The 14,128-nt window shown below is 61.7% G+C and carries 14 protein-coding genes; 7 read left to right on the top strand and 7 right to left on the bottom strand.

What is annotated here, in order from left to right:
* Positions 1–253 precede the first annotated feature (253 nt).
* Positions 254–793: a type 1 glutamine amidotransferase domain-containing protein gene (locus APH27_RS17100; RefSeq protein WP_060485480.1), complete on the top strand. Its 540-nt coding sequence runs from the start codon at positions 254–256 to the stop codon at positions 791–793.
* Between the two features lie 58 nt (positions 794–851).
* Here the strand turns inward: APH27_RS17100 and APH27_RS17095 are convergent, their stop codons facing one another.
* Positions 852–1,376, bottom strand: coding sequence for a hypothetical protein (locus tag APH27_RS17095; protein ID WP_060485447.1), 525 nt, complete (start codon positions 1,374–1,376; stop codon positions 852–854).
* 196 nt (positions 1,377–1,572) lie between these two features.
* Here APH27_RS17095 and APH27_RS17090 point away from each other — a divergent pair, with 196 nt between their 5' ends.
* On the top strand, positions 1,573–2,430 hold the full coding sequence (locus APH27_RS17090; protein WP_060485446.1) for an SDR family oxidoreductase: 858 nt from the start codon (positions 1,573–1,575) through the stop codon (positions 2,428–2,430).
* 763 nt (positions 2,431–3,193) lie between these two features.
* On the opposite strand, the gene APH27_RS17080 is transcribed toward APH27_RS17090, so the two are convergent.
* Positions 3,194–3,817 (bottom strand): dTMP kinase, encoded by a 624-nt coding sequence (locus tag APH27_RS17080; protein WP_027917328.1) that lies wholly within the window; start codon positions 3,815–3,817, stop codon positions 3,194–3,196.
* Between the two features lie 144 nt (positions 3,818–3,961).
* A complete protein-coding gene (locus APH27_RS17075; protein ID WP_027917327.1) occupies positions 3,962–4,714 on the bottom strand; it encodes an SDR family NAD(P)-dependent oxidoreductase in 753 nt (250 codons plus the stop codon).
* 104 nt (positions 4,715–4,818) lie between these two features.
* On the opposite strand from APH27_RS17075, the gene APH27_RS17070 reads away from it, so the two are divergent.
* Positions 4,819–5,742, top strand: coding sequence for a LysR family transcriptional regulator (locus APH27_RS17070; protein WP_060485444.1), 924 nt, complete (start codon positions 4,819–4,821; stop codon positions 5,740–5,742).
* A gap of 81 nt (positions 5,743–5,823) precedes the next feature.
* Positions 5,824–8,364 carry an HWE histidine kinase domain-containing protein gene (locus APH27_RS17065; RefSeq protein ID WP_060485443.1) on the top strand — a complete coding sequence of 847 codons (2,541 nt, stop codon included), beginning with the start codon at positions 5,824–5,826 and terminating at the stop codon, positions 8,362–8,364.
* Here the strand turns inward: APH27_RS17065 and APH27_RS17060 are convergent, their stop codons facing one another.
* The gene (locus APH27_RS17060; protein WP_060485442.1) at positions 8,365–8,559 is read right to left on the bottom strand and encodes a hypothetical protein; all 195 of its coding nucleotides are present in this window, start codon (positions 8,557–8,559) and stop codon (positions 8,365–8,367) included.
* A 129-nt stretch (positions 8,560–8,688) separates the two neighbouring features.
* Between APH27_RS17060 and APH27_RS17055 the strand changes: the two genes are divergently transcribed.
* Positions 8,689–9,231, top strand: coding sequence for a hypothetical protein (locus tag APH27_RS17055; protein ID WP_027917323.1), 543 nt, complete (start codon positions 8,689–8,691; stop codon positions 9,229–9,231).
* Positions 9,232–9,273: 42 nt separating this feature from the next.
* On the opposite strand, the gene APH27_RS17050 is transcribed toward APH27_RS17055, so the two are convergent.
* Positions 9,274–9,903 carry a hypothetical protein gene (locus APH27_RS17050; protein WP_060485479.1) on the bottom strand — a complete coding sequence of 210 codons (630 nt, stop codon included), beginning with the start codon at positions 9,901–9,903 and terminating at the stop codon, positions 9,274–9,276.
* A 143-nt stretch (positions 9,904–10,046) separates the two neighbouring features.
* Positions 10,047–10,550, bottom strand: coding sequence for a peroxiredoxin (locus APH27_RS17045; protein ID WP_060485441.1), 504 nt, complete (start codon positions 10,548–10,550; stop codon positions 10,047–10,049).
* A gap of 68 nt (positions 10,551–10,618) precedes the next feature.
* Here APH27_RS17045 and APH27_RS17040 point away from each other — a divergent pair, with 68 nt between their 5' ends.
* Positions 10,619–10,936: a hypothetical protein gene (locus APH27_RS17040; protein ID WP_060485478.1), complete on the top strand. Its 318-nt coding sequence runs from the start codon at positions 10,619–10,621 to the stop codon at positions 10,934–10,936.
* A 1-nt stretch (position 10,937) separates the two neighbouring features.
* On the opposite strand, the gene APH27_RS17035 is transcribed toward APH27_RS17040, so the two are convergent.
* On the bottom strand, positions 10,938–12,431 hold the full coding sequence (locus tag APH27_RS17035; RefSeq protein ID WP_060485440.1) for an aldehyde dehydrogenase: 1,494 nt from the start codon (positions 12,429–12,431) through the stop codon (positions 10,938–10,940).
* A gap of 308 nt (positions 12,432–12,739) precedes the next feature.
* Between APH27_RS17035 and APH27_RS17030 the strand changes: the two genes are divergently transcribed.
* Positions 12,740–14,119, top strand: coding sequence for an APC family permease (locus APH27_RS17030; RefSeq protein ID WP_060485439.1), 1,380 nt, complete (start codon positions 12,740–12,742; stop codon positions 14,117–14,119).
* Positions 14,120–14,128 lie beyond the last annotated feature (9 nt).

Below are 14,128 nucleotides of genomic sequence, written 5' to 3'. Positions count from 1 at the left end.
GAACCGCAGTTCCGGCGCGCTGGATTGCTCCGAGCATCTGTTCACGCCAACAGGTAGGCCAGCAAGCATGGAGGGCATCGGCCTCACCCCAAAAGACAAGATACCGCTGTTGCTGAGTGCGGCGGTTATCGGTTTGCTCGCGGGACTTCTCATCTCTCATGCCCAACGTCGACGCCGTTGAGGCGTCGCCTTTGAACTTCGCGCCTGGCCAAATGCCTTCCCTGTCAGGCTTATCGAAAATGGAGATTCAATGATGAATGCACAACTGAGTGGCAAACGCTTGGCCTTCCTGGTGACCGATGGTTTTGAGCAGATCGAGCTCACCGGGCCTCGTGAGGCTTTGCAGAAAGCGGGTGCCGAGATCGACATCCTCGCTGACAAGGAAGGTACGGTGCGTGGCTGGAATCACGACAAGCCTGCCGACGAATTTGCCGTTGATGCAACCTTCGAAAGTGCCCAACTCGATCTGTATGATGCTCTGGTGCTGCCAGGCGGCGTGCAGAACGCTGACACGATCCGCTTGATACCCGGTGCCCAGAACCTGGTAAAGAGCCACGACGCGGCTGGCAAGCCGCTGGCCGTCATCTGCCACGGAGGCTGGCTGCTGGTGTCCAGTGGCTTAGCCAAAGGCAAGCGGATGACAAGCTACAAGACATTGCAAGACGACATTCGCAATGCGGGTGGCGACTGGGTGGATGAGCAAGTTGTGGTGGACGGCAACCTGATCTCCAGCCGCCAGCCGGACGATATTCCGGCCTTCAACCAACAGTTGATCAAGGCACTGACGCGTTGAGTACAGCTTCCTGCGCCCTGCCCTCCGGTTATGCCTCAAGGCGCCTGGAGGGCTCGGGTTACGCCAGCTGGATATAAACCGAATAGGTGCCCAGCAAGATCCAGAAGCCGAGAAAAATCCACGGCGTGCGTAGGGAGAACAGCAGCGATTTGCGGTGTCCCGCCTGCGAGGTTTCCGCTTCGCAGAACAACGGCGATTCGTCATACGCCAACCCCATCATGGGCTCACTACGCAGCAAATGGCTTTGCTTCAGTTGCCAGTGTTCGATGATCCGGAAGGCGGCGCGGATGCCTGGCCAGGCGTTCAGCGAACTCAACACGCCGAGCAGTGCAAGAAACGCCGGTACCATCACGGTAAACATCTCGCCCCAGCTCTGATTGAGGTTGCCCATCGACGAAACGAAAGCGATGACCAGGAACGACTGGGCAGCGAGATAGGCATCTGTACGATTGGCCAGGATGGTTGTCTCGTACTGAATTTCGCGCCGATAGAAATCCAGGCGCTCTTTTGGGGTACCGAACATCTTCGCATTCTGCTGATCGATCTCATGTTCAGGCGTGCTGGGGGTGATGATTCGAGGCACTTGACCCTCCGGTTAATGGTGGTGCCTCGCACAGAAAGCGCGACACAGGGTCAGCGGTAGAGCTGACCAATTCCCAATAATTCAATGGAAATGGAAGGCGCGACCGCCTGTCGTTCAAACCCTGAACTCATCTCAACGCCGGACTCAAGTTCCGTTCGAACGCTAACACGCGCACTCAACTGCAGGAGCCTTCCCGATGAGCGACTACCCAACCCCTCCATTTCCCTCCCAACCGCAAAGTGTTCCCGGATCACAACGCAAGATGGAGCCCTGCCCGGACTGCGGAGAGCAGAGCTACACCGGCAACAACCGACTGAAAGGCAAAATCGCCTTGATCACCGGCGCCGATAGCGGCATCGGGCGTGCGGTAGCAATCGCCTATGCTCGCGAAGGCGCTGACGTTGCCATTTCCTACCTGGATGAGCATGAAGATGCGCAGGAAACTGCGCGGTGGGTCGAAGCCGCAGGCCGGCAATGCCTTCTGCTACCGGGCGATCTGGCGCAGAAACAGCACTGCTACGACATCGTCGACAAGACCGTGGAGCAGTTCGGTCGAATCGATATTCTGGTCAACAACGCCGCGTTCCAGATGGCTCATGATGGACTGGACGAGATCGACGATGATGAATGGGTGAAGACATTCGATACCAACATCACCGCCATTTTCCGCATTTGCCAGCGCGCCTTGCCAGCAATGCCCAAAGGCGGTTCGATCATTAATACCAGCTCGGTCAACTCAGACGACCCATCACCCAGCCTGTTGGCGTATGCCGCCACCAAAGGCGCCATTGCCAACTTCACCGCAGGCCTGGCCCAGCTGCTGGGCAAGAAAGGCATTCGGGTCAACAGCGTTGCACCTGGCCCTATTTGGACGCCACTGATCCCATCCACCATGCCCGATGAAGCCGTGAAGAACTTCGGTTCTGGTTACCCCATGGGGCGTCCCGGGCAGCCCGTCGAAGTCGCGCCGATCTACGTGCTGCTGGGCTCCGATGAGGCAAGCTATATCAGTGGCTCACGTTACGCAGTCACTGGCGGTAAACCTATCCTCTAGATAAAAAGAGGCTCGCGGCTTCGCGAGCCTTCCCTAGGCGCTGCAGATGCATCGTCGGCGCCAGGCCGGGAAGATCGTTGCGTCACAACTGCATACCGCTGATGGTTCGCCTGCGCGACCCAGCACCCGGCCGGCATGCACGCCGATGAGCACTGACTGGCTCTGCATCCCTGCAGTCCCACCGGTCCCACCGCTTCCGCCAGGCCAAGTACCCCGCCATGTGAAAAAACCCGATATAGGGTGCCGCAAACCCGAACATGGGCGCGGCCGTTCTTGCAGATCCATGAAGATGGCTACCGCATCCACGACCAGCACGGCTACGGCGACCAGGAACACCAAGCAGTGGTCTTGATGGAGCATTGCCGTATTACCCGCTGTGTAGAGTTTGCAGGTTCACAGCAATTCCTGTTCCAAGGCACAGGCAGCCGCTGTACCCGACGCTTCAAGCGGGCAGGATGACGCCGTGCGCCTTGAAATACCGGCTCAAATTGGCTGTATCCCCTTCAGGGTCAGCCAGCGCGACATAGGTATCAGGGCGCAACAGGCAGGTCGCATTTCTAGCCACGCCGGCTTTCTCGTACCCTGGCTGCCAAGCGAAAACATGCAGGGCAATGCGCCGACCTTGAGCGAACCCACCTGCTGGTCCAGGCGCATGGCTTGGGCGCAATTGAGGGTGTAGGCCTGGAACATCTGCTCTCGGTCAATCGCTTCGCCTGCGTTCGGCACACCCTAAGGAAAAATCTTAAAATCAGGGCCAGGCAGCTCAAGGGCGCAAAAGCTGAAGCACTCGCTGGATTTCGGCAACCACCTGGCGGGTCGCTTCGGCAATCGTGCCTTCATTGCGGCACAGCACCCAGCCGTGCTCCGCAACGGCCCGCTCGAACGCTTCGGTACAGGCGACCTGTTCATCCAGCTTGTACATCACCGTACTGCCCAGCCCGCGTGTGCGTGCCGCCGCCCTCGCCCAAGACGTATCGGGTGATGTGACAACCCCGACATGCAGGTCCGGCACTTGCACACCACGCTCGCGGTTCATCCGCAGAATCTCGGCAAACGGGACCGTGCGGCGGAACGCGGCATCGGAGGGGTACCAGCGGTCGATCAGGATGATGCTGTCGGCAGGTTGCCTGGGCAGCACGTTCTGGGAAATCCACGCACGGCTATCGGCCAGGCGCGCACAAACCTTCAACTCCAGCTCCCGACAGGGGTTTCTCACGAGCTGGTTGACCAGCGCCATGGTTTCCCCCCTGAAGGGGTCGCTCTTCTTCTCGCAAAGGCGGATTACTTTCCGGCTGTCTGCCCTCAGGGCTTGGGTAACGGCCTCCAGCAGCGTGGTCTTGCCTGTGCCCTTCGGGCCATCTAGCGCAACAAATAGCGGACGATTCATGTTCAATACTGCTTGGCAGCTGCTCTGGATGGCGAAACGACCATGATGCACCTAAAGATGGCCACGGTCTCGCTTGTCAGCTCAAAGGCGGGCTACAGATAGGAGTACATTTGTACTCCTGCCTGTAACCTGGCTTCATGATGCTCAGATCTGCGCCTGGCCACCGTCCACGAACAGCTCGGCACCGTTGATGAAGCTGGCATCGTCGCTGGCGAGGAACACTGCCGCGTTGGCGATCTCCACCGGCTCCCCTACCCGCCCCAGCGGCACCTGAGCGGCCAGGTAATCCAGCAGGCCCTGCTGTTGCGCGGCATCCGGCCCGGCGAGGTCGACCAGCCCGGGTGTACGGGTGGCGCCAGGGCTGAGGGTATTGACCCTGACTGCGCGATCCTTCAAGTCCAGAATCCAGCTACGGGCGAAGGCCCGCACGGCAGCCTTGGACGCCGAATACACGCTGAATGCCGCCGTGCCTGAGCTACCGGCCGTGGAGCCGGTGAGAATGACCGATGCATTGCGCGCCAGCAGTGGCAGCGCCTTTTGCACGGTGAACAGCACGCCTTTGACGTTACGGTCGAAGGTATCGTCGTAGTGGGCCTCGGTAATCTCGCCCAGTGGCAGCATGGAGCCGCCGCCAGCGTTGGCAAACAGTACATCCAGACGCCCCTTTTCCTGGGCGATGCGGGCATAGAGCGCATCCAGTTGCTCCAGCCGGGTTGAGTCGACCGCAACACCGGTGGCATTGCCCACCAGCGCTACCGCCTTGTCCAGCTCCGCCTGGCGGCGCCCGGTGATGTAGACATGGGCACCCTCCTCGGCAAACCGTTTTGCCGTGGCCAGGCCAATACCGGTGGTGCCGCCGGTGACCAGTGCGATCTTGCCTTGCAGTTTGTTGCTCATGGTGTTTCTCCCGTTGAGGTGGTGAGTGGCTGTGGGGAGAAGCGTATCGACCAACGAACCATTTCAAAATAGAATCATTAGAAAGCCATCATTGCAGAAATGAAATGCCAAGAATCCCGGATTTCGAAGGCCTGGCGATGTTCGCCAAAGTGGCCGAAGAAGGCTCTTACGCCGCCGCTTCACGGGCCATGGGCGTGTCGGTGCCCACGGTGTCGCGGGCGGTGGCGCGCCTTGAAGAGCGCCTGGGCGCGCGCCTGTTCAACCGCACCTCGCGCCAGCTCTCGCTGACAGAATTTGGCCAGCGCATGGTCGAGCAAGCCAGCGCCCTGTATCGCCAGGCCGAGGAAATGGAAAGCGAGGCCCAGGAGCTGTCGGTGCAGCCGCGCGGGTTGGTGCGCCTGGCGGTGCCGATGGCCTTCGGTTTGCGTTGGGTCGCGCCGCTGCTGCCCGAACTGCTGGCGCAATACCCCGGGTTGGAACTCGACCTGCATTTGTCCGACTCGACCGTCGACCTGGTCGCCGATGGTTTCGATGCTGCCTTGCGCATCGCTGCCCTGCCCGATTCCTCGCTGGTGGCGCGGCGTATCTGTTCGGTCAGCCAGTACCTGGTGGCCGCGCCGTCCTACCTTGCCCGCCACGGCCAGCCCATGCACCCGCGGGAGTTGGCTGGCCACGCCTGCCTGAGTTACGCCTATCGCGCCCGCAGCCAGGTATGGCGCTTCAGCCATGTCGACGGCAGCGAACACGACGTGACGCCCCGCGGGCCGCTGCGGGTGACCAACTCGGATGCCCTGATCGCACCCTTGCTGGCGGGCATGGCGATTGCCGAACTGCCGGAATTCATCGCTGCCGAGTACCTGGCCGACGGGCGCCTTGCCCGGCTGCTACCGGAATGGCGGATGACTCAAGGTGGGTTGTACTTCGTGACCCCGTCCGCGCGCACACGGCCGCGCAAGGTCCAGGCGCTGGCTGACTTTTTCGTCGAACGGCTGTCGAACCCCCAGTGGCAATTGCCAGTGTCGGGCTAGCATGGTGGCTCGTCCCCGTTTCTGCGGGTTGATGCTCTACTGTAAGTCAGGTATTTCTCTCCATTTTCAGGTGCGGGCCCAATGACCTTCGACCCCCAGGTAAACCTGACCAACTGTGATCGCGAGCCGATCCAGATTCCAGGCAGTATCCAACCCCACGGCTGCTTGCTGGCCTGCGATGCATCAGCGACTGTCGTGCTGCGCCATTCGCTGAATCTGCCACAGATGCTTGGCGTGGCAGGCACAATCAATGGCCAGAAGCTGAACGCCGTGCTGGGTGATGAAGTGGCACACACCCTGCGCAACTCGTTGGCCCGCACCCGCGAAGGCTCGCGGCCCTCGCAGATGTTCAGCGTACAGCTGCCTTCAGGCCAGGCGTTCGATGTCTCGGCCCACCTGTTCAAGGGCACCGCGATCATCGAGTTCGAGCCCGCCGGCGCCAGCATTGCCGAACCCATCGAGCTGGCCCGCACGCTGATCGCCCAGCTGCGCGAAGTCGACCAGACCCACAAACTGTTCCGCGACGCCGCCCGTTTCGTGCGTGCAGTGCTCGCTTATGACCGCGTGATGATCTACCAGCTGGGGGCTGACGGCGCCGGCAAAGTCGTAGCCGAAGCCAAGCGAGGCGACCTGGAGAGCTTCCTCGGCCAGTACTTCCCGGCGTCCGACATACCCCAGCAGGCACGCGCCCTGTACCTGCGCAACCCAATCCGGATCATCTCAGACACCCAGTTCAAGACTGTCGCCATCGACCCGGTACTGGACCCGTCTGGCGAACCTCTGGACCTCTCCTACGCCCACTTGCGCAGCGTCTCGCCGATCCATTGCGAATACCTCACCAACATGGGTGTAGGTGCTTCGATGTCGATCTCGGTCATCGTCAATGGCGCGCTCTGGGGGTTGATCGCGTGCCACCATTACGCACCGCGCACCCTGGCCATGGGGCAACGGGTGGCGGCGGAGATGTTCGGCGAATTCTTCTCGCTGCACATCGAAACCCTGCGTACCCGGCAGAACCTCGAAGCGGCCGTCAATGTCCACAAGGCGCTGGACTCGCTGCTGCGGGACGCCAACCATGCCCACGACATCGAAGCGTTCTTCCATTCGCGCCTGGGCCAATTCCAGTCGCTGATCCCGTGCGACGGCATCGGCATGTCGATGCAGGGGCGCTGGACGTCGACCGGCCTTACGCCGCCCAAGGTTGCCATTGCAGACTTGCTGGGGCTTGCGCAGGGGGTCACCGAAGGCAGGACCTGGGCGTCCAACCGGCTTTCCATGGCGCTCCCCGCGGCCCAGGACTACTACACGGAAGTCTCCGGCGTACTGATCATCCCCATGTCGCAGCAGCCAAGGGACTACCTCATGCTGTTCCGCAAGGAAGTGGTCGAGACGCTGGACTGGGCCGGCGACCCGAACAAGACCTACGAAAGTGGCGCGCTGGGCGACCGGTTGACACCGCGCAAGAGCTTCGCGATCTGGAAAGAGACGGTGCACCAGCAGTCATTGCCCTGGAGCGAACAGGACCGGCAGTTCGGCGAAGCCATTCGCACGGCCATCGTCGAGGTGGCCTTGCACAACAGCGAACTGCTGGCCAACGAACGCTCGAAGGCTGAAGTGCGCCAGCGCATTCTCAATGAAGAGCTCAATCACCGGGTCAAGAATATCCTTTCATTGATCGGTGCCCTGGTTGCCCACCCGACGTCCGAGAGCCAGACGCTCAAGGACTACGTGGCGACGCTAAAAGGCCGCATCCACGCGCTGTCCCTGGCCCACGACCAGGTCGTGCGCGGTGACGGCGGCGGGCGCCTGGCCACGTTGCTTGAGGCTGAACTGTCACCCTATCGCACGTCGGCCGAGGCCATCGAGTTGGCCGGGCCCAATGTGATCCTCGACGCACGCGCCTACTCGGTGATGGCTTTGGTGTTGCACGAATTGGCGACCAACGCGGCCAAGTACGGCGCGCTGTCGAGGGCTGGCGGCCGGCTCTGCGTCAGCTGGGCGCTGGACGCGGGCAATGCCTGCGACATCACCTGGCGCGAGAGCGACGGGCCAACGGTTCGCCCGCCAAGCCGCAGTGGCTTCGGCACGGTGCTGATCGATCGCAGCATACCGTTCGACCTGGGCGGCACCAGCAGCGTCGAATACCGGCCTGAGGGGCTTCAGGGCTTTTTCAGAATCCCCGCCCGGCACCTCTCGGTGGTCCCGGCGCCTGAAGCGCAACACCCCGCCGCGTCGTTGGCGCAACCGGGCAATGTGCTTGCCGCGCGCGCGGATGCCTGTGTATTGATTCTCGAGGACCAATTGGTCATTGCCGTGGGGCTGGAACAGATACTCAATGACGCCCAGATCACCAATGTCATCACCGCTGGCTCCGAGCATGAAGCCATGAGGCTGCTGGCCAACCGGACACCGGATGCCGCGATACTGGATATCAACCTGGGCCCTGGTACATCGATCTGCGTGGCCGATGAACTGGTGCGCCGAGGCATTCCGTTCCTGTTTGCCACCGGCTATGGCGAGGGCGTCAGCATTCCGCAGCATCTGCAGCAGGTGGCGGTGGTACGCAAGCCCTACGATGCCAATGCCATTCTGGCCAGCCTGCACACACTGCTTGCGTCGTGATCACTGGGCAATGAAGGCCGAAAACGCCAGGTTGGCGGCGAGCCTGCGCATGCCGCAGGCCCAGGCCGCCGCTGATATGGCCTGGGCTGGCGTGAGCGGCTGGCTGGAGGCTACTTGCAAGAAACGGGTCGGGCCCACATCGGCTATGAACGCTGCGCCAGCCACTGCCCGAACTGACATCACATGATCGCTCATGGTGACTCCCTCTGAGGCACAGGAAAATTAAGCAGAGCGTTCAACCTTGCGTAGATAACCGCCAAGAACTTGATGGCATAGTGCCACTCATCGATAATCACGCACTTTCATAACACGCAAGGATCCGCCGTGAACAAGCTTTACCTGGTCGCCCCACTTGTCCTGTTGCTGCAAGGCTGCGGTGTGACAATGGCCCGTTACGAAGCCAACTACCAGAACGTTCAGCAATTGAAGCAGAACGCCCCGCTGCAAGCGGTGCGTGAAACGCAAGTGCAGGCCGACGCCGGGCAAGGTTCGTTGATGGTGCGCCTGAACCCGATTTCTTCACCAGCAGGTAACATTCCGCTGCACATTCAGGCGGCCATCAACGATGAGCTGCGCCATGCAGGCTTGCTCGATCCCCGGGCTGATCGACAATTGCAGGTACAACTGGTGAAAAGCCAGCTCAACTCCGGCGTGGCCAACGGGCATGGCGAGCTGGCAGCGCGTTTCACGCTGCGCCAGGGCGACCAAGTGCTTTACGAGTCGACCAAGGACGTGACGCGTGACTGGGACAGCAGCTTCTTCGGGCCGATTGCGATCCCGACAGCGGCCAACAATTACAACCCCATGCTGCAGGCATTGCTCAAGTCGCTGTACAGCGATCCGCAATTTGTACAGGCATTGAAGTAAGCAAAAAAACAGAGCCGCGCTTGCGGCTCTGTCTGTTCTGGCTCAAGCGCGAGGGATGCGTGATTCGCCAGCCGAATACTTCAAGCGGTTGTTGTCCACCCAGTCCTTGAGCAGCGCATTGACCTGGCGGTTGAAGGTATCTGTGACGGCCGCTTTCGGGGTGTTGCCTACCAGTGGCAGGAACCAGATGCCCAACCAGGTGTTGATCGCGTCGTGATTCTGGTTCTTGGCGATCGATGCCCCGTGCTCATCCAGGGTTTCCAGGCTCATGGTGTACTTGTCCGTGGCCAGGGCAGGAATGACGGTGAAGGTCAGGCCACTGATGAAGGCCAGCGCGAGTTGCCCGCCATTGGGCGAATGATTGTAGACCTTCAGGCGCAGGCTATAGTCGCCTGGCTGCTTTTCGAATTCGTCGAAGGTGACGCGGCCGAACAAGCCTGACTCGTTGAAGGCGCGCTTGAGTTCCGGTTTGAGCATGTCCCGGGCTTGCGGCATTTCGTTGGCGCTAGCGGGATCACCCTGATAGAAATCAAAGTCCACGTAGACGTTGGGTTTGTTGGTATAGCCTGCCATCGAAGGCAGGTCGACCTGGGCCACTTCGTCCTGGGTGAAACTGGCGCAGCCTCCGAGGCTCAGGACAAGAGCCAAGCCTATAACACTTGCAAATCGCATTTCGACTTCCTTGGAAAATTGCAGGGCACCCTTCTTTCGAAAGGTGGCCAGCATTCTAGGGAGTCAGCAATGATATCAAAAGGCCTTCATGGTAAAAACTCCTGAGTGGAGTACAGATGTACTCCACTCAGATTCTGTTCACGTTACGCTTGCACCACGGCCAGCATGCTTGCCGCGTCGCTGACCTCGAACTTGCCAGGCGCCTCCACCGCAATGTGCTTGACCACACCATCGTCAACCAACATGGCATAGCGCTGCGAACGCCGCCCCAGGCCCCGGGCCGAGAGGTCCTGGATCAGGCCCAGCGCCTCGCTGAATTCGCCATTGCCATCGCCGATCATCCTGACTGCCTCGCCCACCTGCAGGCTGTTGCCCCAGGCGTTCATGACAAAGGCATCGTTGACCGAAACACAGAAAATTTCGTCAACGCCAGCGGCGAACAGCGCCTGTGCTGCAGCCACATACCCAGGCACATGACGCTCGGAGCAGGTGGGCGTGAACGCACCAGGCAAACCGAAAATCACCACTTTCTTCTGCTTGCAGCGCTCGCGCACGGAAAACGCATTCGGGCCGATCGGGCATGCGCCCTCGCGGTTGTTGTACGCGTAGAGCGTAACGTCGGGCAGTTGCTCGCCGGGCTTGATCATCGCTGTCTCCTGGGTAGGCAAGGGGCTGAGGCTGGTATGATGCAGCAATCCACCACACCGGGTACATGATGCTCGCTCCAGGCCCCCTCACCCCCCGCGAAGTCAGCCAGTTGCTGCGCGAAATCGCCCTGGGCGTGCGCAACATGCAGCGCCAGGGCAACGCCCGCTGGGCGGAAATCGGCTGTGGGCCGATGACACTGGAAAGTGACGGTTGGCACGTCACGCTGTTCAACGACAACAACGCGCTGGCCTATTGCGTCAGCTGCCTCAGCCCGTGCGGCCGGGCCTACGTGTTCGACGCCACCCAGGGTTTTGGCAGCAACCCGGTGGAATGGCTGAGCACCTGGGAGCACCGCCAGCTCGGGATGCTCCTGGGCAATCTGTAGATCAGCCGCGCAGCTGATACCAGGTGGTCTTCAACTGCGAGTACTTGTCGAACGCGTGCAACGACAAGTCGCGGCCAAACCCGGATTGCTTGCCACCGCCAAACGGCACGGCCACGTCCAGCGCATCCACCGTATTGACCGACACCGTACCCACCTTGAGCGCACGGGCAACCCGGTGCGCACGGTTCAGGTCATCGCTCCACACCGACGCCGCCAGGCCGTAGATGCTGTCATTGGCCAACTGGATGGCCTGTTCTTCGGTGTCGAACGCGCTGACCGCCAGCACTGGGCCGAACACTTCGTCCCGGGCGAGGCTCATGCGGTTGTCGACGCCGGCGAAGATGGTTGGCTCGATGAAGTTGTCGGATGCCCCGATCGTCAGGCGTTGCCCGCCACAGACCAGCCGCGCGCCCTGCTCAGTGGCCTGGCCGATGGCCCGGGCAATGCGCGTGGCCTGCTCGGCGTCGACGATGGCCCCAGCACGGCTGGCCGGATCCAGCGGGTTGCCTGGCAGCCATTGGCGGGCCTTGGCCTGCAGGCGTTCGATGAACTCGTCATGGATCGAGCGCTGCACATACAGCCGCGAGTTGGCCGAGCACACTTCGCCCTGGTTGAAGAAAATGCCAAAGGCGGCTTTCTCGGCCGCCAGGTCCAGGTCCTGGCAATCGGCGAACACCAGGTTCGGGCTCTTGCCGCCACACTCCAGCCACACCTGCTTGAGGTTGGACTGCGCCGAATACTGCATGAAGTATTTACCCACCTGGGTGGAGCCGGTGAAGACCAGGCAATCCACGTCGGGGTGCAGGCCCAGCGCGCGGCCTGCGGTTTCGCCAAGGCCTGGGACCACGCTGAGCACCCCCTCCGGCAGGCCCGCTTCCAGTGCCAGCTCGGCCAGGCGCAAGGCCGAGAACGGCGATTGCTCGGCGGGCTTGAGGACCACGCTGTTACCCGCCGCCAGTGCCGGGGCGAGCTTCCAGGCGGCCATGTCGAGCGGGAAGTTCCACGGTACCACCGCCGCGACCACGCCCAGCGCTTCGCGGGTGATGGTGGCCAAGGCGTTGGCGGCGGTCGGTGCAACCTGGTCGTAGAGCTTGTCGAGCGCCTCGCCATACCAGGCGAAGACGTGGGCCGAACCCGGTACGTCGATGTTGTAGGCATCCATGACCGGCTTGCCCATGTTCAGCGAGTCCAGCAGCGCCAGCTCTTCTCGGTGGGCCATGATCAGCTCGGCCAGGCGCAGCAGCACCTGCTTGCGCTGCGCGGGCGCCATGCGCGGCCACGGCCCTTGCTCGAACGCCTTGCGCGCCGTGCTGACGGCAAGGTCCACTTCGGCCTGGCCACACGCTGCGACACGGGCGAGCATCTGGTTGGTTGCGGGGTTGATGGCGTCGAACGTCGCACCGCTGGCTGCACCGACCTGGCGGGCGCCGATCAAGGCCTTGTCTCGCAAGCTCAGGCTTGCCGCGCGCTGTTGCCAGTATCCGAGATCGTACATACACACTCCTGACGACCGTCCCTGCGGTCCGATTGTTATGGGTCTGGCCGCCATTCTTGGCGCAGCTGCAGGGCTGGCGAAACCAGCTTTTTGCTGCCTCTTGCAGAGGAAAATACTCGCCAGCAGCGGGCGCCAGGGATTACGTGACTGACGCACAATGCTCCCCCCAAAGGGTGATTTCGAGGCCTCCCCGAGTGTGGGAGCATTCGAGCCGCCCCACCCCAGCCACGCCTCCGATCAAACGCCCTCACCAGTAGCGAGCCCGCTCGCCTACTGCAGCTTCCTGCATCCCATTTCAGGAGTCAGCAATGCATACAACAACAAATACAGCCCAGCCCCATCCCCACCAGCCTGCGTCGCCCAACCACGTTACCGGTCGTTTCAGAAAGTCCATGGGCATGACCGCGCTGGTGCTGTTCGGCCTCGCCTACATGGTCCCGCTTGCCGTCTTCACTACCTACGGGCTGGTCACCCAGATGACCAAGGGCCACCTGCCCATCGCCTACATCCTCACCCTCGCCGCCATGCTGCTGACCGCCTACAGCTACGGCCGCATGGTCCAGGCCCATCCCTACTCCGGCTCTGTCTATACCTACACGCGCAAGGCGTTCGGCAGCCACTTCGGCTTCATCGCCGGCTGGACCTTGCTGCTCGACTACATCTTCCTGCCGCTGCTCAGCTACCTGCTGATCGGCATCTACATGTCCGAATACTTCCCGGCCATCCATGCCTGGGTGTGGGTCGCCGGCTCGATTGCTCTGGTGACCTTCCTCAACCTGATCGGTATCGAGTCGATCACCCGGGTCAACTGGATCCTGGTGGTGGCACAACTGGTGTTCATCGTGGTGTTCGTCGCACTGTCGGTACGCCACCTGGGCGGCCAGGCCGCGCCGGTATCGCTGCTGGCGCCGTTCCACCATGAAGGTTTCAGCGTGCCGCTGATCATGACCGGGGCTGCCGTGCTGTGCCTGTCGTTCCTCGGCTTTGATGCGGTGTCGACCATGGCCGAGGAAACCAGCAACCCGACCCAGCGCATTCCCCAGGCGATCATGGCGGTATCGGTGATCGGCGGCCTGCTGTTCCTGGTGGTGTCGTACTTCGCACAGATGGTCTTCCCCGACTGGGCCAGCTTCGCCGACCCCGACTCGGCCTCGGTGGATGTCATGCGCCGCGTTGGCGGGGAAATGCTGGTGACGGCGTTCACGGCGACCTATGTGGCCGGCTGCTTCGCTTCGGCGATGGTGTCCCAGGCCAGCGTCTCGCGGGTGCTGTTCGCCATGGGGCGCGATGGTGCGCTGCCGCGGGTGTTCGGCCAGCTGGTAACGAAGAAACGCGTGCCGGCAACGGCAATCATGCTGGTCAGCCTGTTGTCGCTGGTGGCGCTGTTCATCACCCTGGATACCGTGGCCAACATGATCAGTTTCGGCGCCCTGTTCGCCTTCTCGGCGGTGAACCTTGCGGTGGTCAAGCACTACCTGGTGGACCTGCGGTTGCGAGGGATGCGCAACTGCCTGCTGTACGGCACCATTCCGGCTCTCGGGTTCCTCAGCACGATCTGGCTGTGGACCAGCCTGTCGCGCATGTCCTTCACGATTGGCCTGTGCTGGATGGGCGTGGGGTTCATCTGCCTGGTCGGGCTGACCAAGGCGTTTCGGGTGAAGCTGCCAGAATTGCAGATGGCCGAATGACTGGGCGCT

Source organism: Pseudomonas sp. NBRC 111123 (genome assembly GCF_001320205.1).
Classification (GTDB): domain Bacteria; phylum Pseudomonadota; class Gammaproteobacteria; order Pseudomonadales; family Pseudomonadaceae; genus Aquipseudomonas; species Aquipseudomonas putida_J.
This window is presented reverse-complemented; position numbering and strand designations above follow the sequence as displayed.

What these genes read in the sequence shown, in the direction of transcription:
- APH27_RS17100 (WP_060485480.1), top strand. Translation starts at nt 254, where the DNA reads ATGAATGCACAACTGAGTGGCAAACGCTTGGCCTTCCTGGTGACCGAT.
- APH27_RS17090 (WP_060485446.1), top strand. Translation starts at nt 1,573, where the DNA reads ATGAGCGACTACCCAACCCCTCCATTTCCCTCCCAACCGCAAAGTGTT.
- APH27_RS17080 (WP_027917328.1), bottom strand. Translation starts at nt 3,817, where the DNA reads ATGAATCGTCCGCTATTTGTTGCGCTAGATGGCCCGAAGGGCACAGGC.
- APH27_RS17075 (WP_027917327.1), bottom strand. Translation starts at nt 4,714, where the DNA reads ATGAGCAACAAACTGCAAGGCAAGATCGCACTGGTCACCGGCGGCACC.
- APH27_RS17070 (WP_060485444.1), top strand. Translation starts at nt 4,819, where the DNA reads ATGCCAAGAATCCCGGATTTCGAAGGCCTGGCGATGTTCGCCAAAGTG.
- APH27_RS17065 (WP_060485443.1), top strand. Translation starts at nt 5,824, where the DNA reads ATGACCTTCGACCCCCAGGTAAACCTGACCAACTGTGATCGCGAGCCG.
- APH27_RS17060 (WP_060485442.1), bottom strand. Translation starts at nt 8,559, where the DNA reads ATGAGCGATCATGTGATGTCAGTTCGGGCAGTGGCTGGCGCAGCGTTC.
- APH27_RS17050 (WP_060485479.1), bottom strand. Translation starts at nt 9,903, where the DNA reads ATGCGATTTGCAAGTGTTATAGGCTTGGCTCTTGTCCTGAGCCTCGGA.
- APH27_RS17045 (WP_060485441.1), bottom strand. Translation starts at nt 10,550, where the DNA reads ATGATCAAGCCCGGCGAGCAACTGCCCGACGTTACGCTCTACGCGTAC.
- APH27_RS17040 (WP_060485478.1), top strand. Translation starts at nt 10,619, where the DNA reads ATGCTCGCTCCAGGCCCCCTCACCCCCCGCGAAGTCAGCCAGTTGCTG.
- APH27_RS17035 (WP_060485440.1), bottom strand. Translation starts at nt 12,431, where the DNA reads ATGTACGATCTCGGATACTGGCAACAGCGCGCGGCAAGCCTGAGCTTG.
- APH27_RS17030 (WP_060485439.1), top strand. Translation starts at nt 12,740, where the DNA reads ATGCATACAACAACAAATACAGCCCAGCCCCATCCCCACCAGCCTGCG.